Origin of the sequence: Shinella yambaruensis (assembly GCF_050859155.1) — a bacterium.
In the GTDB taxonomy this organism is placed as follows: Bacteria; Pseudomonadota; Alphaproteobacteria; order Rhizobiales; family Rhizobiaceae; genus Shinella; species Shinella yambaruensis.
The window spans coordinates 1-17,835 of record NZ_CP150639.1 but is presented as its reverse complement, the minus strand read 5'-3'; the positions used below and the strand labels follow the sequence as shown (position 1 = coordinate 17,835).

General features: G+C 64.7%; 16 protein-coding genes. 4 read left to right on the top strand and 12 right to left on the bottom strand.

Translation table 11 applies throughout. From position 1 onward, the window contains the following. Positions 1-43 precede the first annotated feature (43 nt). From WMC41_RS22495 to WMC41_RS22485, 3 genes are all read left to right on the top strand, one after another. Positions 44-640: a DJ-1/PfpI family protein gene (locus WMC41_RS22495; RefSeq protein WP_432348892.1), complete on the top strand. Its 597-nt coding sequence runs from the start codon at positions 44-46 to the stop codon at positions 638-640. Positions 641-663: 23 nt separating this feature from the next. Then, on the top strand, positions 664-1,014 hold the full coding sequence (locus WMC41_RS22490; RefSeq protein WP_244766173.1) for a ribbon-helix-helix domain-containing protein: 351 nt from the start codon (positions 664-666) through the stop codon (positions 1,012-1,014). A gap of 394 nt (positions 1,015-1,408) precedes the next feature. Beyond that, the gene (locus WMC41_RS22485; RefSeq protein ID WP_432348889.1) at positions 1,409-2,431 is read left to right on the top strand and encodes an LLM class flavin-dependent oxidoreductase; all 1,023 of its coding nucleotides are present in this window, start codon (positions 1,409-1,411) and stop codon (positions 2,429-2,431) included. Between the two features lie 100 nt (positions 2,432-2,531). Here WMC41_RS22485 and WMC41_RS22480 read toward each other — a convergent pair whose 3' ends face one another. From WMC41_RS22480 to WMC41_RS22445, 8 genes are all read right to left on the bottom strand, one after another. Then, a complete protein-coding gene (locus WMC41_RS22480) occupies positions 2,532-4,727 on the bottom strand; it encodes a TonB-dependent siderophore receptor (protein ID WP_432348887.1) in 2,196 nt (731 codons plus the stop codon). A 166-nt stretch (positions 4,728-4,893) separates the two neighbouring features. After that, on the bottom strand, positions 4,894-5,778 hold the full coding sequence (locus WMC41_RS22475; protein ID WP_244766170.1) for an AraC family transcriptional regulator: 885 nt from the start codon (positions 5,776-5,778) through the stop codon (positions 4,894-4,896). Positions 5,779-5,909: 131 nt separating this feature from the next. Beyond that, positions 5,910-7,415 (bottom strand): tripartite tricarboxylate transporter permease, encoded by a 1,506-nt coding sequence (locus WMC41_RS22470; RefSeq protein ID WP_272807556.1) that lies wholly within the window; start codon positions 7,413-7,415, stop codon positions 5,910-5,912. Between the two features lie 9 nt (positions 7,416-7,424). Continuing rightward, positions 7,425-7,886, bottom strand: coding sequence for a tripartite tricarboxylate transporter TctB family protein (locus tag WMC41_RS22465; protein WP_272807555.1), 462 nt, complete (start codon positions 7,884-7,886; stop codon positions 7,425-7,427). Positions 7,887-8,033: 147 nt separating this feature from the next. Next, positions 8,034-9,017, bottom strand: coding sequence for a tripartite tricarboxylate transporter substrate-binding protein (locus WMC41_RS22460; RefSeq protein WP_432348884.1), 984 nt, complete (start codon positions 9,015-9,017; stop codon positions 8,034-8,036). Positions 9,018-9,216: 199 nt separating this feature from the next. After that, on the bottom strand, positions 9,217-10,572 hold the full coding sequence (locus WMC41_RS22455) for a sigma-54-dependent transcriptional regulator (RefSeq protein WP_432348882.1): 1,356 nt from the start codon (positions 10,570-10,572) through the stop codon (positions 9,217-9,219). Beyond that, positions 10,569-12,392: a sensor histidine kinase gene (locus tag WMC41_RS22450; protein ID WP_432348880.1), complete on the bottom strand. Its 1,824-nt coding sequence runs from the start codon at positions 12,390-12,392 to the stop codon at positions 10,569-10,571. The genes WMC41_RS22455 and WMC41_RS22450 overlap by 4 nt, the downstream gene beginning before the upstream one ends. A gap of 101 nt (positions 12,393-12,493) precedes the next feature. Next, positions 12,494-12,994 (bottom strand): heme-degrading domain-containing protein, encoded by a 501-nt coding sequence (locus WMC41_RS22445; protein WP_272807552.1) that lies wholly within the window; start codon positions 12,992-12,994, stop codon positions 12,494-12,496. Positions 12,995-13,142: 148 nt separating this feature from the next. Between WMC41_RS22445 and WMC41_RS22440 the strand changes: the two genes are divergently transcribed. Beyond that, complete coding sequence (locus WMC41_RS22440; protein ID WP_432348878.1) at positions 13,143-13,724, top strand: LysE family translocator; 582 nt, start codon at positions 13,143-13,145, stop codon at positions 13,722-13,724. A gap of 2 nt (positions 13,725-13,726) precedes the next feature. Here the strand turns inward: WMC41_RS22440 and WMC41_RS22435 are convergent, their stop codons facing one another. From WMC41_RS22435 to repA, 4 genes are all read right to left on the bottom strand, one after another. Continuing rightward, positions 13,727-14,020 carry a DUF6074 family protein gene (locus WMC41_RS22435; RefSeq protein ID WP_432348876.1) on the bottom strand — a complete coding sequence of 98 codons (294 nt, stop codon included), beginning with the start codon at positions 14,018-14,020 and terminating at the stop codon, positions 13,727-13,729. Between the two features lie 93 nt (positions 14,021-14,113). Next, positions 14,114-15,436 carry a plasmid replication protein RepC gene (repC, locus tag WMC41_RS22430; protein WP_432348874.1) on the bottom strand — a complete coding sequence of 441 codons (1,323 nt, stop codon included), beginning with the start codon at positions 15,434-15,436 and terminating at the stop codon, positions 14,114-14,116. 156 nt (positions 15,437-15,592) lie between these two features. Next, positions 15,593-16,621 carry a plasmid partitioning protein RepB gene (repB, locus tag WMC41_RS22425; RefSeq protein ID WP_244766161.1) on the bottom strand — a complete coding sequence of 343 codons (1,029 nt, stop codon included), beginning with the start codon at positions 16,619-16,621 and terminating at the stop codon, positions 15,593-15,595. A gap of 2 nt (positions 16,622-16,623) precedes the next feature. Next, on the bottom strand, positions 16,624-17,829 hold the full coding sequence (repA, locus tag WMC41_RS22420; protein ID WP_398430787.1) for a plasmid partitioning protein RepA: 1,206 nt from the start codon (positions 17,827-17,829) through the stop codon (positions 16,624-16,626). Positions 17,830-17,835: the final 6 nt, after the last annotated feature.

Here is a 17,835-nt window from a genome sequence, read left to right as displayed (position 1 = left end):
GCCGTCCTTGCTAAACTCCTCCCATTGGTTTTGGGAGGAACAGATGCCAGCTTCGAAAATTCTGATGATCACCGGCGACTTCACCGAGGACTATGAAACCATGGTCCCGTTCCAGACGCTGCTTGCCTGCGGCTATACCGTGCATGCCGCCTGCCCCGGCAAGAATGCAGGCCAGACGGTCGCGACCGCCATCCATGATTTCGAGGGCGACCAGACCTATTCCGAAAAGCGCGGCCACAATTTCACGCTCAACGCCACCTTCTCCAGCATCCGCGCCGAGGACTACGACGCGCTTGTCATCCCCGGCGGCCGGGCGCCCGAATATCTGCGCCTCAACCCCGATGTCATCAAGGCCGTGCGGCACTTCTTCGAGGCCGGCAAGCCGGTGGCGGCCATCTGCCACGGCGCGCAGCTTCTCGCGGCGGCCGGCGTCCTCACGGGCCGCACCTGCTCGGCCTATCCCGCCTGCCGCCCGGAAGTGGAGCTTGCCGACGGCATCTATGCGGATATCGCGATCGATGACGCGGTCTCGGACGGCAATCTCGTCACTGCGCCCGCATGGCCGGCGCACCCCTCCTGGCTGCGCCAGTTCATGGCTGTGCTGAACGCCGCGTCCCTGCTACAAACGGACGCCGCCTGAGGAGACAGGCAAGGGAGGCCGGGATGTGCGAACTGTTCATCAAGGCGGATGCGAGGCTCTGGGAGAGCACCACGCGTTCGCTGCGGATCGACGGCATGGTGACGAGCGTGCGGCTGGAGAATTTCTTCTGGTCGAAGCTCGAGGAGATCGCGCGCCGCGATCGCATGAACGTCACGCAGCTGATCACCAGGCTGCATCATGAATCGATCGACGCAGGCCACGACCTCGGCAACTTCACGTCCTTCCTGCGGGTGTGCTGCGCGCGTTATCTCGATCTCCAGCTGACCGGCGACATCCCGGCGGACGTCAACCAACCGATCGCCGGGCTGAACGCACCGGCGATCCTCGTGCGCGAGCGGGAAAAGTACCACTGACGCCCCTTCCCGTTCACTCGGCAATTTCACCCGCCGTGGCTTCGATTGCATCCGCCCGGCCGCGTGAAGAGAGCCGGGACATGGGGCGCCACAAGGAGCGGCTCCCAACCATCACGGATCCGCCAGCGTGCGGTTATATACCCATTCGATCAAAAAACCGCACAGGGCGCAGAGAGTTTCTTTGGAATGCCGAGGGCAAGGCTATCCTTCCTGAAATCCAAATAACCGTCCGTGCAAGCGACAGGGCATAGCGCGCCACAGCCTCGACCGGCGTGAAAGCGCCAAACGGTGAACGCTGCGTTCTCGTTCCACACCTTTCCAAGCCCTGTCCGATACCCCATCTTCGCCGGCGACACCCATCCCAACGGACGCCCCGGCGTCGAGGTAAAGATCCATGAAGAAAATCGGTTTCCTTTCCTTCGGGCATTGGACCCCCTCCCCGCAATCCGAGACCCGCTCGGCCGGCGATACGCTGCTCCAGTCGATCGACCTCGCCGTCGCGGCCGAAGAGCTCGGCGCCGACGGCGCCTATTTCCGGGTGCATCATTTCGCCCGGCAGCTCGCCTCCCCCTTCCCGCTTCTCGCCGCCACCGGCGCCAAGACGAAGACGATCGAGATCGGCACGGCCGTCATCGACATGCGCTATGAAAACCCGCTCTACATGGCCGAGGATGCCGGCGCCGCGGACCTCATTTCCGGCGGGCGCCTGCAGCTCGGCATCAGCCGCGGCTCGCCCGAGCAGGTCATCGACGGCTGGCGCTACTTCGGCTACCAGCCGCAGGAGGGCATGAACGACGCCGACATGGGCCGCCGGCATGCCGAGGTGTTCCTGGACATCCTGAAGGGCGAAGGCTTCGCGCAGCCGAACCCGCGACCGATGTTCCCCAACCCGCCCGGCCTCCTGCGCCTCGAACCTCATTCGGAGGGCCTGCGCGAGCGCATCTGGTGGGGCGCGAGCTCGAATGCCACGGCCGTCTGGGCCGCAAAGCTCGGCATGAACCTGCAGAGCTCGACGCTGAAGAACGACGAAACGGGCGAGCCGTTCCATATCCAGCAGGCCGCGCAGATCCGCGCCTACCACGAAGCCTGGAAGGAGGCCGGCCACAGCCGCACGCCGCGTGTTTCGGTCAGCCGCAGCATCTTCGCGCTCGTCGACGATCGCGACCGGGCCTATTTCGGCCGCGGCGGCAAGGAAGCGGATTCGATCGGCTTCATCGACGACAGGACGCGGGCAATCTTCGGCCGTTCCTATGCCGACGAGCCGGACAAGCTCATCGAGCAGCTTGCCGCCGACGAGGCGATCCGGGAAGCCGATACGCTGCTTCTGACCGTACCGAACCAGCTGGGCGTCGAATACAACGCCCATGTCATCGAGGCGATTCTGAAACACGTCGCACCGGCCCTGGGCTGGCGCTAGGCGCGCTTTCCATTGTGAGCGCTACGGGATACCGCATAAAACGAGGAAAGCGCGCCAGGGACGCCCTGACGCGCTTTTTGTCTTTGCTCCTCAGGCAGGATCAAAAGGACGTGCTTGCCTTCAGCATGAACGTACGCCCGGCGCCGTAGCCGCAGGAGTTCGCGCCCTGGCAGGTCGCAACATATTCCTTGTCGAACAGGTTGGAGACGTTCAGCGCAACACCCCAGTTGTCCTTCTCGTAGCGGATGGCCGCATCGACCAGCGTGGCGGAAGGAACGCGGAGCGTGTTCTCGCGGTCCGCCCAGGACTTGCCGATATGGCGTACGCCCGCTGCAACGCTCACGCCCTGGAGCATATCGTTCTGGAACGAATAGTCCGCCCAGAGCGAAGCCGTCAGCTCCGGAACCTGGATCGGCGTGTTGCCGGCAGGCGTGCCGTCGAACGCGCCACCCGTCGCCTTGGTGACTTCCATGTCGAGATAGGTCAGCGCACCGATGAGCTTCAGCCCCTCCGTGACATTTGCCTGGATCGACGTTTCGAAGCCGCGGGCCTCCACCTCGCCGATGGCGGCCGTCTGGGGAATGCCGTTGACCGTGATCGTGCTGGGCACGTTCTCGCGCGTGATATCGAAATAGGCGGCCGTGATGAGGGCGTCCATGAAGTCCGGCTGATACTTGACGCCGACTTCCCACTGCTTTGCCGTTTCCGACTTCAAGAGGTTGCCGTCATTGTCCGTCGAGGTCGTCGGATTGAACGAGGTCGAATAACTGACATAGGGCGTCAGGCCGTTTGCGAATTCATAGGCGAGCGCCGCGCGCCAGGTGAACTCGCCTTCGTCGCTCTCGGTGGAGTTGGCTGCATTGATATTGTCGTCAAGCTCGGTCTTCACGAAATCGTAACGGCCGTTGAGCGTGGCGATCCACCCGCCGCCGAACTTGATCTGGTCCTGCGCATAAATGCCGAGCTGGTCGCGGCGCAGGTTCTGATCCAGGTACGGATTTCCGAGCGCCGGAATATCGACACCGTAAACCGGGTTAAGCGGATCGAGATCCAGGTTGCCGAAGCCGACGGCCTGGGCCTGGTCGATCGAGTAGTACCGGTAGTCCAGTCCAAGAAGAAGATTGTGATCCAGCGCCCCTGTCGCAAATTCCCCTTCGAGCTGGTTGTCGACCGTGAAGATATCGACATCCGTGTCATGCGCGAAGCGATAACGGGCCAGCTTCGTGGGATCGGCCAGCGACCACCCGTTGGCATAGAGCGCGTCTTCCTTGAGCGAGACGCTCGCGTAGCGCAGGTTCTGGCGAACCGTCCAGTTGTTGTCGAACGTATGTTCGAACTCGTAGCCGATCATGGCTTGCTGGCGATCGTATTCGTCAAGGCTCTTATCGCCGTAGAACAGGTCGGTCGGGATCCGTCCCACGCCGGGCGCATCGACCACCGTGCCGAGATACGGCAGGAAACCCGTGCTGGTGTGCGTCAGGTCGATATGCTGGTAGGAGCTGAGGAAGGTAAGGCTCGTTCCCTCATCCGGCTTCCATGTGAAGCTGGGCGCGATCGTGCCGCGGAAATCCTCCGACTTGTCCGTCTCCCAGCCGCCGCCGGAGATTTTCCCGGTCAGGCGGTAGCGCAGGACGTTGTCGCTGCCGAGCTTGTCGCTGAAATCCACGCCCAGATAGCCGTTGCCGAAGCTGTTGATGCCCGTCTCGACGTAACGCAGCGGCTCATCGGTGGGGCGCTTGCTGACGAAATTGACGAAGCCGCCCGGATTGGCGCCACCGTAGAGCGCGGAGCTCGGTCCCTTGATGACTTCGATGCGCTCCAGGAAGAACGGATCGACAAGGAACGTCCCGAAGCCGGTCTGGAACAGCGAAAGCCCGTCGAGGAAGACGCCGGTCTGCTCGGCCTGGAAGCCGCGGATGAAGAGCCAGTCGGTGTCGGAATCGGTTCCGTAGGTGGATGCATTCACCCCGGCGACGTAGCGCAGCGCTTCATCGACTTTCTGCGGGCTCTGATCGTCCATCTGTTCGCGCCCGACGACGGAGACCGACTGCGGGATCTCGTTGAGGTCCGTCGCCGCCTTGCTGCCGGTACGCGTCGATTTTGCGACGATGCCACGCACGGGTTCGACACCGGTGTCAGCAACCGCGTTGGGATCGCCCTGCTCGACCCGGACCTCTTCCAGCCGTGTCGTGCCTTCCGCGTCCTGCGCGAACGTGGAAAGCGGCGCCAACAGGCCGATTGCCGCCGTGCCGCACGCAAGCGTCAACCTCAGCCGCCGCTGGTTCTTCGACTTCATCATCATCTGCGCATACCCCACTCGTCCCGCTCGCCTGCCTGAGCGGCCTTCCAACAATAAGATGAGTGCTTAACTCAGTTTTAACGATCGGGCTTGTCGCATTCCGCGAAAATTGTACGTTCTTGGGCAATTTTCCGTGCGATGAACAATCGCCCGTTCGCCGGCGTCAGGCGAGCTGCGCCTTCTGCCAATGGGCGGGCGTCGTGCCGAAATTCTTGCGGAAGACGCGGGTAAAATGCGCCTGGTCGGCAAATCCGGTCTCGGCGGCGATCTCGGTCAGAGGATGGTTGCCCTGCAAAAGCAATTGCTTGGCACGGCGCAGGCGGGCATTCACCTGCCATTGATGGGGCGCGACGCCGGTCGAGGCCTTGAAGGCGTGGCTGAAATGGGATTGCGACAGGCCGATAAGGTTGGCGAGCTCTTCGAGGCGGATGTTGCGCAAGCAGTTTTCTTCAATGAAATCGGTCGCGCGGCGCAACTGCCAGGCGGCCAGCTTGCCGCGCTTGCGGCCCGGCGCCTTGCCGAGCTTCATGACGTCGATGATCAGCGCCAGCGCCAGCCCGTCGCCATAGAGATCGTGCAGCGGCTGCGGATTGGTGCACTCGGCGGCGATCAGCTGCGCCAGCGAGAGCAGGCGGCTATCGGAGAAGAACAGCTGCGGGGTGGCGAGCCGCTCCGGGTCGAGGTCCTCCGCCAGCCGCCGGCTGACCGTCTCCACGTCGAAATGCAGATCGAGGTGGCGCAGGAACTGATGATCGGCCAGGTCCGCCCAGAGCTCGAAATTCGCGGGGATATAGGCAATCGGGCAATGCCGCCAGTCCTCGACGGACTCCGCCCCGCCCGGTGCCAGGCGGATGCGGGAATCACCCGGTCCCCGCTTGTCGAGCAGGATGAAGAGCCGCGGGTCCCGCCCGACATAATAACCGCCGGCACGGGCCGCGCATTCCACGTCCCAGACATCGGCGACAATGCCGTTCCAGTGCCGGCGGTTGAGACCGCCGACGACGGAGAAGCCCTCGATCCTGTTCTGCATGCGCGGCTGGAACGTCATCTTGCCCTGCGACTATTCCTTCTATTTTTTGTCAAGTTTTACCCCGATTTGCGCCGCAATGCAATATCACTAAAATAAAGGGAGGAGCGGTTCGTCGCCGCTCCTCCCCTCCCCCGCAGGTTTTCCTGTTTTCAGTCTTCTTCTTGGAAAACCTCTTCACGCTTCTTCTTGACCGAAGGCAGGAAGACGATGATGAGGACCGCCAGCGCCAGTGCCAGCAGGAACGCGCTGATCGGACGCGTGACGAAGGTGCTCGGATCGCCGCGCGACAGGATCATGGCGCGGCGCAGGTTCTCCTCCAGCAGCGGCCCGAGCACGAAGCCGAGCAGCAGCGGCGCCGGCTCGCAGCGCAGCTTCACCAGCAGGTAACCGCCGAGGCCGAACAGCGCGACCGCATAGAGGTCGTAGACATTCGAGTTCACGCTGTAGACGCCGATCGAGCAGAAGGCCATGATGATCGGGAAGAGCACGTAATAGGGCACCGTCAGCAGCTTCACCCAGAGGCCGATCAGCGGCAGGTTCAGCACGACGAGCATCAGGTTGCCGATCCACATCGAGGCGATGATGCCCCAGAACAGCGTCGGCTGTTCGGTCGCGACATTCGGCCCGGGCACGATGCCCTGGATGATCATCGCCCCCACCATCAGCGCCATGACCGGATTGGCCGGGATGCCGAGCGTCAACAGCGGGATGAACGAGGTCTGCGCGCCCGCATTGTTGGCCGATTCCGGCCCCGCGACACCGGCAACCGCGCCCTGGCCGAACTCCCGGGGGTTATCCGAGACACGCTTCTCCACCGTGTAGGAGGCGAAGGCGGCAAGGATCGCCCCTCCCCCCGGCAGGATGCCGAGCGCCGAGCCGATGGCCGTGCCGCGCAGCACGGGTCCCATCATGCGCCGGAAATCGTCCTTCGTCGGCCAGAGGCCGGAGACCTTGGCCATCAGCAGGCTGCGCGTCTTCTCGCCTTCGAGGTTGCGCAGGATCTCGGCGATGCCGAAGACGCCGACGGCGACCGCGACGAAGTTGAGCCCGTCGGCATATTCGCGGATGCCGAGGGTGAAGCGCGGCGTACCGGTATAGATGTCCGTGCCGACGAGGCCGAGCAAAAGCCCCAGCGCCACCATGGCCAGTGCCTTGACGATCGAGCCATGCGCCAGCGCGATGGACGAGACGAGGCCGACGACCATCAGCGAGAAATATTCGGCGGCGCCGAATTCGAGCGCGATGGCCGTCAGGGGAATGGCGAAGATCGCGACGAGGAAGGTCGAGACCGTGCCGGCGAAGAAGGAGCCGAGCGCGGCAATGGAAAGCGCCGCCCCCGCCCTGCCCTTGCGCGCCATCTGGTAGCCGTCGATGGCGGTCACGGCGGACGAGGATTCGCCCGGCATGTTGATCAGGATCGCCGTGGTCGAGCCGCCATATTGCGCGCCGTAATAGATGCCGGCGAGCATGATCAGCGAGGAGACCGGCTCCAGCTTGAAAGTGATCGGCAGGAGCATGGCGATGGTTGCCGTCGCGCCGATGCCGGGCAGAACGCCGATCAGCGTTCCGAGCAGCACGCCGATGAGGCAGAAGGCGAGGTTCTCCGGCGAGAGCGCCGTGGAGAAGCCGAGCGCAAGATTGCTGACAAGATCCATGCGCGCCTCCTAAAGCCGGGTCCACGGGCCGAAGCGTTCGAACGGCAGCCCGAGGGCATAGCTGAACACCAGGACGGAAAAGAGCGTGATCGCCCCGGCCAGCAGCACCGCCAAGAGCGGCTTCATGCGCGAGGAGGCGAAGGCGGCGATGAGCGCGGCGAAGAACAGCGACGGCACGAAGCCGAGGCCGCGCACCGTCAGCCCGAAGAAGACGGGAGCCGGCAGGATGAACAGCATGCCGCGCAGCGCCAGCGGCCCCATGGGCTCGCCCTGCACCCGCGTCGCCTGCACCAGCACGACGACGCCGAGCAGCGTCAGGATCGCGGCGAGGATCAGCGGGAAATAGCCCGGCCCCATACGGAAGGCCGTGCCGAGGTCGAGATCAAGGCATTGATAGATAAAGAAGCCGCCGAGCGCGATAAAGGTCAGGCCGCAGATCGCATTGGTGCTGTCGAACTGTAGTTGTTTCATGGGTTCCCCTCTTCCAGCGGCCGGAACGGTCGCGCGGGCGGTCAGGGCACATGGCGGCAGCCGATGCCGCCATGTGCCAGTCCGTGCGCCGGCAGGCCGTTTCCGCCATTATCGACGGAAATGCCGCGCGGCATTTGCGGGTTGACCTCAGTCAGCGTACTGGCCGGCGGCCTCGATGACGGGCTTCCAGCGCGTAATCTCGCCTTCGAGCTTCGCCTTGAGGGCGGCCGGCGTCGCCTCCTCTTCCGCTGACGGCGCCGTGCCGAGCTCGGCAAAGCGGGCAACGACGTTGGGATCCTTCAGGGCGACCTGCAGCGACTTGGAAAGCCGCTCCGTCACGTCTGCCGGCGTGCCCTTCGGCGCATAGATGCCGTGCCAGATGCCGACCTGGAAGCCGGACAGGCCGGCTTCTTCCGCCGTCGGAACGTCCGGCAGGTTGTCGAGGCGGGCAGGGGACGTCACCGCATAGGCCTTGATCGTGCCGCCCTGGATCTGCTTCGTCGTGTTGGTCGTCTGGTCGCACATGACGTCGACCTGTCCGCCGAGCAGGTCGGTCATCGCCGGGCCGGTGCCCTTGTAGGGAACGGTGACGAACTGCGTCTCCATGGCGCTCATCAAGAGCATGCCGCACAGATGCGAGGCTGCGCCGATGCCGGCATTGGCCACGGTCACCGTGTCCTTGTTCGCCTTCATGTAGTCGATCAGGCCCTTGAGGTCCGTCGGCTCGAGGTCCTTGCGGGCGACGATGGTCATGGGCACGTCGGTGACGAGGCCGACATATTCGAAGGCATTCAGCGTGTCATAGGCGAGCTTGCGATAGAGCGTCGCGCTGGTCGCCATGCCGATATGGTGGAGCAGCAGCGTGTAGCCGTCCGGATCGGCGCTCGCCACGCGGCCTGCGCCCAGCGTACCGCCGGCGCCGCCGACATTCTCGACGACGATCTGCTGGCCGAGATCCTTCGACATGGCTTCGGCGACGAGGCGGGTCACCGTATCGGTCGGGCCGCCGGCGGAGAAGGGGACCACCATGGTGATGGTACGCTCCGGATAGGTCTGGCCGAGCGCAGACGTGGCGAGCAGCGATACGGCGAGTGCGGCCGAAACGCCGAACAGGGCTTTCAAGGTCTTCATCAAATCCTCCCGATGAGATGCCCGGCCGGCGTGGCTCCTCCCGCGCCGGTCCTGGATGGCCTAGAAGGGCCTCCGCGACGGCGAGTCGGCAAGCGGCGAGGGGACTTTCCGGGCGAGTTTACGGCGGTAAACTCGCTTCGATGGGTGGAGACGGGAACAAAGCGACGCAGCAATGGGTGGAATTCCACCCATTTGCCCCTCAAAAGTCGTCCTGAAGCAGGCCGGAACCCAGGTTTTTATCCAGTCCGTACTTCTGCATCTTCTCGTAAAGTGTCTTGCGGGAGACGCCAAGCTGCTCGTAAACCGGCTTCAAGCTGCCGCCGTGGGCCGCCAGCGCCGAGGCGATCAGCCCCCGCTCATAGGCCGCGACCTTGTCCGCGAGGCGTTGCGGGCCGGCTTCAGGAGCGGCTTCATCCGGCGCGGTGTCCAGTCCCAGCACGAGGCGATCGGCGAAATTGCGCAGCTCCCGCACATTGCCCGGCCAGCTCCGGCCGGCAATATCCGCCGTCAACTCCGGCGGCACGTCGATATCGGTGCGGCCGTAACGCGCCGCCGCCTCGCGCACGAGCTGGAGGAAGAGCAGGGGGATGTCGGCCCGGCGCTGCGCCAGCGACGGCACATGCAGCGTCGCGACATTGAGCCGATAGAGGAGGTCCGCCCGGAAGCGCCCGGCCGCCACCTCCGCCGCCAGGTCCACCTTGCTGGTTGCGATGAAGCGCACATCGAGCGGCACGGGCTCGTTGGAGCCGAGGCGGGTGATGACGCGCTCCTGCAACACGCGCAGGAACTTCGCCTGCAGGTCGAAGGGCATGGAGCCGATCTCGTCCAGCAGGATCGTGCCGCCGCGCCCGTGCTCGAACTTGCCGAACCGCGGCCGCAGGGCGCCGGGAAACGCCCCCGCCTCATGGCCGAAAAGCTCGCTCTCGATCAGGTTCTCCGGCAGGGCCGCGCAGTTGATGGCGATGAAGGGACGGTTCGCCCGGGCGCTGATATCGTGCAGCGCGCGCGCCACCACCTCCTTACCCACGCCGGTCTCGCCGATGATGAGCGTGTCGGCATCCGTCGCGCCGATCGCCCGTAGCCGGTAGCGCAGGTCCACCATGACCTGCGTCCGCCCCGGCAGCCGGGCCTCGATATCATCCCGCTTGCCGGCAACCGCGCGCAGGCGGCGGTTCTCCAGCACCAGGCTGCGGCGGTCCATCGCACGGCGGATGATGCCGGCGAGGTGCTGCGCCGTGAACGGCTTTTCCAGGAAGTCGTAGACGCCGGCCCGCATGGCGCTGACCGCAAGCTGCACATCCGCATGCCCGGTCACCAGAATGACCGGCACCTCCGGATCCACCTCGCGGATGCGCTGCAGCAGCGTCATGCCGTCCATGCCCGGCATACGGATATCGCTGACCACCACGCCATCGAAAGCATAGCCGATGAGCTCCAGCACCGGCTCCGCACTGGCGAAGGTATCCACCGTCAGGTCGAACAGCTCCAGGGCCTGCGCCGAGGACCGCCGCATCTCCTCTTCGTCGTCGATCAGCAGGATGCGCGGCCCGCTCATTCGGCCGCCTCCTGCGCACGGGCCGCCACGTGGAGCACGATGCGGAAGACGGCGCCACCGTCGGGATGGTTCGTGACGGAGAGGTTTCCGCCGAAGTCCTTGATAATATTGTATGAAATCGAAAGGCCCAGACCGAGTCCCTTGCCCACGCCCTTGGTCGTGAAGAAGGGATCGAAGATGCGGTCGGCGATTGCGGCCGGGACGCCCGGCCCGTGATCACGCACCTCGATGACGACCAGGTCGCCCTCCCGCCGCGCGAAAAGCCGGATCCGCCGGTCATCCAGCCCCTCGACGGCGTCGGCCGCGTTGCTGATGATGTTGACAAGCACCTGCTGCAGGCGGACCGGGCCGGCACGGACGATGAAGGCCTGTTCGTCGAGCTCGATCGCCAGATCCGCATCCGCCGCCTTCAGCCGCGGAGTGACGATCTCCATCGTGTCCGCGATGACGTCGGGCAGGGGGACCGCTCCGAGTTTCTCATTCGGCTTGCGGGCGAAATTGCGTAAGTGGCGGCTTATGGAAGCCATGCGGTCGACGAGGGCGGAGATGCGGCGCACATTGTCCTGCGCCTCCGGCACGCGGCCGCGATCGATCAGCAGGGCCGCGCTGTCCGCATAGGTTTTCGCCGCGGCGAGCGGCTGGTTGAATTCGTGGGAGAGGGCGGCCGACATCTGGCCGAGGCCGGCAAGCTTTCCGGCCTGGATGAGGTCGGCCTGGGTCTTGCGCAGTTCCTGCTCGGTCAGCCGCCGCTCGGCGATTTCGAGCTCGATCTGTTCATTGACGCGGGCGAGGTCGGCGGTGCGCTCCGCGACGCGATGCTCCAGCTCGTTGCGGGCTTCCTCCTGCAGGCGCAGCCGCTCCACGACGCGGGCGCGGCGCTGCCAGAGCACGGCAAGCCCCAGGCCGGCAAGGCAAATGAACAGCAGGATGGCGATGAGGGTGGTGCGGGCCTGCGCGCGCACCGAGGCCGTGTCGAGCAGCACGTTCACGGTCCAATCCGCCTCGGGCATGTAGTGCGAGAGCCGGAGATATTCCCGCGTCGCGCCTTCGCTGGCGATCCGCATCAGATGTTGACCGTAGTAAACACTTTCGGCAACGGGCAGCGGCTTCAATTCGGCCTCGGCATAGCGGCGGGAGGCCTGGGTGCGGGCGAGGCGAGGGGCATCGAGCGGGAGAATGCCGTTATAGAGCCATGTCTCGTTCCCCGTCATGAAGATGATGCCCTCGGGATCGGCGACGAAGATCTCGTATTCACCGCCGCGCCATGAGGCCTCGATGGTGTCGATGTCGACCTTGAAGACGATGACGCCAAGGATCGTGCCGCCGACTTCCACCGGCGAGGAGAAATAGTAGCCCCGCTTCAGCGAAGTCGTGCCGAGCGCGTAGAACCGCGCCTGCTGGCCGGCGATCGCCTCCTGGAAATAGGGACGATAGTCGAAATTCTGGCCGATGAAGGTGCCGGGCGCTTCGTAATTGCTGGCGGCGATCGTATTGCCGTCCGGTGTCATGACATAGATGTCGGACGACTCCAGCAGACCATTGATTTCCTTGAGATATTGATTGGCAGTTCGGCGCAGGTCCGGGTCGGCCGGCGATTGGAGCAGGGCTTCGATGTCGTCGTGATCGGCGATCAGCGCGGGCAGGGGCTCGTAGCGGCTGAGGTGCCCGCCGAGCGCTGCAACCGCAAGACGAAGCGTCGTGCCGGCCTGCAAGGAGGCTTCGTTCATATAGCTGCGGGTCAGCAGCGCGCCGCCTTGCAGGATGGTGAGCACCACGAGGATCGGCAGGATCACGAAGGCCAGGGCATGACGCAATTTCACGGAACGACGGCTCCTCTCCGCTTCCCTGCGGCCGAATGGCCGCGGCCCATCCTACTGAGCCGGGCGCGTCTTTCCTAGAGGGGAGGGGAGGGGAGGGGTCGCTAGTCCGGCAACCGGCTGTCGCCAAGGTCGATATTCAGGAAGCCGGCGATCGCATCGGTGACGATGGCATGATCGATGCGCTGCGGCACGCCGGAAACGGTGACCGCGCCGACGCAGCCGAGATCGGCGACGAAGATCGGAAAGCCGCCGCCATGCACCGCGAAGTCGGCGAGGGAAAGATTGTGCGCATCCCCCTGGTCCCGTCCGGACAGGGCCAGCCGCCGCCCGACGAGATAGGAGGAATGCCAGAGCCGCAGCACGGTGTTGCGCTTGCGACGGATCCACTCGGCGTTATCTGTCGAGGTGCCGGGAAGGGCGCAATGGAACAGCGCCCGGTCACGCAGGGAAATGTCGATAGCGATGCCCGCGCCGCGCGCAAGCGCCGTTTCGCGCAGCCGGTTGCCGAGCGCCCAGGCGTCGTCCGGGCTGAACCGGCTGAACCGAAGAAGACGTTCCTGCTCCTCCAGCCGGCGAATGTCGTCCGCGATCGTCTCCGTCATCGTCCTCTCCCTCACATGGTTGCGGGACGATCCTTACCCGGACTTCGTCCGCCGGGAAAGATGCCCCGCTCTTGACGGAGATCAAGGCCACGGTGCAGGAAGACCCTAGGGTGGAACCGACCAGACCATTCCTGCCCGTGGGATTCTCATGCCGGACAGCTTTTTCGTCTTCGCCATTCTCGCGCTCCTGCTCACGCCCGGGCCGACCAATACATTGCTGACGGTCGGCGCCGCCGCCCGGGGGTTCCGGTCAAGCCTTCCGCTGCTCGTCGGGGAGCTTGCGGGCTATCTCGTGGTCGTCGTGCCGCTGGCGACCATTGCTGCTTCGCTCTTGGAAGGAAGGCCGGCTCTTGCCAATGCTCTCCGCCTTGCGGCCGCTTTGTGGGTGCTGTACCTCGCCGTCCGGCTTTGGCGCGTTTCGGCTGTTCAGGAGAACAGCAACACGTCGTCACCGGTGACGGTCGGTCAGGTTTTCCTGACGACGGTTCTCAATCCAAAGGCGCCGATCATCGGTCTCGTCATCATGCCGCATGGTACGCTCGCGCAGATCGCGCCGGCCATCGGGCTTTTCAGCCTCCTGGTTGCCGGCGCCGGCACGAGCTTCCTCGTTCTCGGCAGTCTTATCGGCCGCGCGCCGGTCCTGTCGCCGCAGCTGGTCTACCGCGTTGCGGCGGTCTGCCTCGGCGTCTTCTCGCTCGGCCTTGCCGGAACCGCTTCCGGGCTTATCTGAAATCAGGCCTCGTCGGCCTGGTGCAGGCGCATGAGTTCCTGCTGCACCTCGTCCTGGAAGGCGAAGACGGCGGCCCGGGCCTGGTTTTCGCTCGATCCGAGCTTTTGCAGTTCGACCGCAAGTTCACGGCATACTTTCAGCCAGTAGAGCCGGGCCTCCTCGCCATGCAGGCCGTCCAGTTCTCCGGCGCAGCGTCGAACATGCGCCGTACGGCGTTCGGCAGGAAACGGGACGACCGGTCCATTCTCGTTGGCAACGGAACGGCGGTGCGGCTGGATCGCGGCAACTGGGGGCATTGATTCGGGCTTCCTTGTCTTCCCCCCATGATTAGGGAGGCCATGGTTAATGCCCGGTTTCCAAAGTGAATTTCCTGTGCCGCAATGACATCGTCAGCCCACCTGCCGCGCCGGTTTCTCATTTGCCCGGACGAGCGCCATCAGCATCGGCCCGAGCGAAAACTCGCCGCGTTCCGCCCGGCGGGTGAGGTCGCGCAGATAACCGCCCGCCGAGTTGATATGCCCGGCCCGCTCGAGAATGCAGGCGATGACCGTCGCCGCATTCTCCGGCCCGAGGATCGCGCAGGCATTCTCATAGGCCGAGGCGCTGACCGCCAGCATCGAGCGCACCACCACGGCCGCCGTCATCAGATCGCGCCAGCTTGAAATCGCGCCGCCCGGGCCGAAAGCCACGATTTCCGGGCAGGCTTGCAGCACAAGGCCCAGCGGATAGGGTTTGAGCGCATCCGAAACATTCGCCGGCTGTGGATGAACCCCTTTTGCCGGGGTCGGCAGGTCCACGGGCCATTGCGAATAGCGCCCGTTCGTCTTTTCATCCCCACTGCCGTCGTCCCCAGCCAGCTCTTCCCGTTTGGCCTCGCCATCGCGACCCTGCTTCGTTTCGAAGCTAGGTTCAGAGTCAAAAGATGAGTCGGGTTTTGAATTCTGTTTGTGCCGCTCAGTTTGGCCGGCATTGCCCGCCGGTTTTTGCAGAATAATCTGTTGTTCCAGATGCTTGACGATTTCCGCACGCAGCGCTTCGAGGGAAGAAAGGGCCGGTGTCAGATTTTCCGGCGTCGGCACGCGCGGCAAGGCGGTGACAAGCGCGCGGAAATCCGTCTCGTACCGCATCCAGTCGCCTGGAAGGCTGTCTTCCAGCGCAGTCTCGATCAGCTTGGCAATGTCCCGGCGCACGAGCGTCACGCGTTCGCGCAGCCGCTGCAGCAACAGGCGGTCGGCGACCACCTCGGCGGCAAGCTGCTCGATTTCCTCGGCACGGGCAAGCAGCGGAGCCAGCGAAAAGCCGAAGGCCTCGTCGATCGCCCCCTGCTGGTCGCGCCGCACGTAGCGCTTGCCGTTCGGGCTGTCGCGCCGCGTGAGGAGGCCGCTTTCCACGAGCGCGGCGAGATGCCGGCGCAACGTCGTCTCCGCCATGCCATGCGTGCGCAGCGAGAGCTGGGCGTTGGAGGGGAACACCACCAGCCCGTCGCTGCCGAGGAGATCGGCCTTCGGGTAGAAGCTCATCAGCGCATTCAGCACCGAAAGCGCCCGGTCGCTAATGCCCAGCTTCGGCCGCGCTTCGCAAAGCCAGCGGTACAGCTTCCACTTGTCCACGCTCGCATCCGGCGGGACTGTCTTTGCGATCGCCTGGCTTGCGAGCATGCCAAGCGTCATCGCCCGCCGCCCGAAGGGCGTCGTTATGCCGTCCGTCTCCATGTCTCTTCACCTTTCAACAGGCAAAAGAGACCCCATCACCGGAACCGGCGCCAAAAAGGCTTGACTGTGATTCGGGGAAGTGCGATTCTCAGGCTGCTAAACGATGAGAAGGGCTTCCGCGACGGTAACGTTGAGGGGGCCTTTTTCTTTTGCGGATCAATCTCCTGATTTCTGTGCATTTTCCGTCCGGAACGCCTCGTAGAGACGGTCCAGGTTCTGGGTTATGTAGGCGCCGAATGCCGCGGCGTCCGCGGATTTCAGCGCAATCGTGTACTGGCGGCCGGTGGTCTTGATGCTGGCGCGCACGGGGCCATCCTTGCGCACCCACTCGGCCGGCGCGGGCCTGGCAACGGCCTCCGGCGCCTCCTTGCGGGCGAGGTGGCTGCTGACGAGGTTGAAGCGATCCTCCGGCGCCCGGGTCTTCACCCGCTCGCGTGCCAGGAATTCCACCGCTTTGTCCTCGTTTTCGGGCGCGTCGAAGCGGGTAGCCAGCTCATGCCAGCGGTCGCGGCCGATGGCGAGCGCCGGGCCGATGCCGGCCCGCACCGCCTTGGGAATGCGGTTCACCACCGAGAGCATCTTGGACACGGTCGTCTTGTCGGCGCTCAGCGCCGCCATGATCGTCTCGCGGTCGAAGCCGCGCGCCTCCAGTTCGCCGGCAAAGGTCGCCCGTTCGAGGAAGGAGAGATCGGCGCGCGCACTGTTTTCCTGGCCCTGCGCGATGACATGGTCGCGGTCGGTGAGTGCCTTGACGACGGCGCGGACGGGCCGCCCGAGCAGGCGGGCGGCCTTGGCGCGGCGGTGGCCGAAGGCGATCTGGTAGATCCCGCTCTTCGTCGGGTGCGGACGCACGAGGATCGGCGAATCCTGCCCGCGCACGCGCATCGCCTCGACCAGTTCGCGGAACTGCTCGTCCGAATGAACGAGACGGTCGGAGATGAAGGATTCCTCGATCTGGTCCGGCTCGAGCTCGATGACGACTTCGCCGGCCGTCAGCTTCGCCTCGATTTCCTTCGCCGCATCCGCCTTGGCGGCCAGCGCATCGATGCTGCGCGTGACGGCGCCGAGCGCGCCGATGCCCTTGTAGGTCACGTGCTGGCGCGGCTCGTCATTGACGGGGTTTACCGGCGTCAACTTTTCCGAGGCCGGCGACATCAGGTTGGAAAGAACGTTCTTGCGCGCCATGGTCAACGCCCCCATGCCTTGTGGATCAGTTCGACGATCTCCGCATTGACCGCCTCCAGCGATTCGAGCGCTCGGTCATAGGTGGCACGCGTGAACTGGCTCCGGTCGACCTCGTAGAGCGTCTGGTTGGTCAGCGCCGCATCGGCGATGGCGACGCTTCGCACCATCGGATTAGTCAGGACATGCTGCTTGAACAGCGAGCGCATGAAGGCGACCATCTGGGTCTGCGGCCCGTCGGCCGGGTCATAGCGGGTGACGAGATAGCGCAGCCAGTCGAGGTTCATGTTGCCGCCCGCGCTCTTCAGCGTGTTCAGCACCTCGCCCAGCATCTGCAGGAACTGGCACATGGACATGACGTCCAGCATCTGCGGGTGCACCGTGATCAGGACCGCCGTCGCACCGCAGATCGCGCTCATCGTCAGGAAGCCGAGCTGCGGCGGGCAGTCGATCACCACCACGTCATAGTCGTCGGCCACGGACGACAAAGCCTCGTCGAGCCGCGCGAAGAAGATGCGGCCGTAGTCGCTCCGGTCACCCTGCGCCAGGACACGCGGCGTATCGTGCTCGAACTCCATGAGCTCGAGATTGCCCGGCACGATGTCGAGCCCCGGGAAGTTCGTCTTGCGGATGATCTCCTTCAGCGGCCGCCGCTGGTCGTCGTAGCGGATGGCGCCGTAGAGCGTCTCGTTCTCGTTGACGTCGAATTCCGGCTGGAAGCCGTGCACCGCCGAAAGGCTCGCCTGCGGGTCGAGATCGACCGCGAGGACCCGGTGCCCGGTGAGCGCGAGATGCTGGGCAAGGTGCGCCGTCGTCGTCGTCTTGCCGGAGCCGCCCTTGAAGTTGACGACGGCAATGACCTGAAGGTGCTCGCCGCCGCGCCGGCGCGGCACGTAACGCTGGCCGCCGCGCCCGTTCTGCTCCAGATATTCGCGCATCTCCTGCAACTGCTCGGCCGAATAGGACCGGCGGCCGGAGGGCGTGACCTGCGGCAGAGGCCCCTTGGATTCCAGCGAGAGATTGCGCAGGTAGCCGCTGGTGACGCCCAGGAACCGGGCGGCCTCGCTCAGCTGGAACTGGCGCAGGCTCTTCTGTGCGACGGGAGGAAACATCTCCAGCCGGTGCTGCTTCAGCTTGTCTGACAGTTCGTGCGCCTGTCCGATGATCAGTTGATCGACCTCGGAAATTGCCCGTCCGAACGTTGCGGCCATATTCAT

Bases quoted from the DNA above. Each gene is read 5' to 3' on its own strand.
- repB (WP_244766161.1), bottom strand. From the start codon at position 16,621: ATGGCGCGCAAGAACGTTCTTTCCAACCTGATGTCGCCGGCCTCGGAA.
- repC (WP_432348874.1), bottom strand. From the start codon at position 15,436: ATGGAGACGGACGGCATAACGACGCCCTTCGGGCGGCGGGCGATGACG.
- WMC41_RS22465 (WP_272807555.1), bottom strand. From the start codon at position 7,886: ATGAAACAACTACAGTTCGACAGCACCAATGCGATCTGCGGCCTGACC.
- WMC41_RS22435 (WP_432348876.1), bottom strand. From the start codon at position 14,020: ATGCCCCCAGTTGCCGCGATCCAGCCGCACCGCCGTTCCGTTGCCAAC.
- WMC41_RS22475 (WP_244766170.1), bottom strand. From the start codon at position 5,778: ATGACGTTCCAGCCGCGCATGCAGAACAGGATCGAGGGCTTCTCCGTC.
- WMC41_RS22480 (WP_432348887.1), bottom strand. From the start codon at position 4,727: ATGAAGTCGAAGAACCAGCGGCGGCTGAGGTTGACGCTTGCGTGCGGC.
- WMC41_RS22485 (WP_432348889.1), top strand. From the start codon at position 1,409: ATGAAGAAAATCGGTTTCCTTTCCTTCGGGCATTGGACCCCCTCCCCG.
- WMC41_RS22445 (WP_272807552.1), bottom strand. From the start codon at position 12,994: ATGACGGAGACGATCGCGGACGACATTCGCCGGCTGGAGGAGCAGGAA.
- WMC41_RS22495 (WP_432348892.1), top strand. From the start codon at position 44: ATGCCAGCTTCGAAAATTCTGATGATCACCGGCGACTTCACCGAGGAC.
- WMC41_RS22490 (WP_244766173.1), top strand. From the start codon at position 664: ATGTGCGAACTGTTCATCAAGGCGGATGCGAGGCTCTGGGAGAGCACC.
- repA (WP_398430787.1), bottom strand. From the start codon at position 17,829: ATGGCCGCAACGTTCGGACGGGCAATTTCCGAGGTCGATCAACTGATC.
- WMC41_RS22460 (WP_432348884.1), bottom strand. From the start codon at position 9,017: ATGAAGACCTTGAAAGCCCTGTTCGGCGTTTCGGCCGCACTCGCCGTA.
- WMC41_RS22440 (WP_432348878.1), top strand. From the start codon at position 13,143: ATGCCGGACAGCTTTTTCGTCTTCGCCATTCTCGCGCTCCTGCTCACG.
- WMC41_RS22470 (WP_272807556.1), bottom strand. From the start codon at position 7,415: ATGGATCTTGTCAGCAATCTTGCGCTCGGCTTCTCCACGGCGCTCTCG.
- WMC41_RS22455 (WP_432348882.1), bottom strand. From the start codon at position 10,572: ATGAGCGGGCCGCGCATCCTGCTGATCGACGACGAAGAGGAGATGCGG.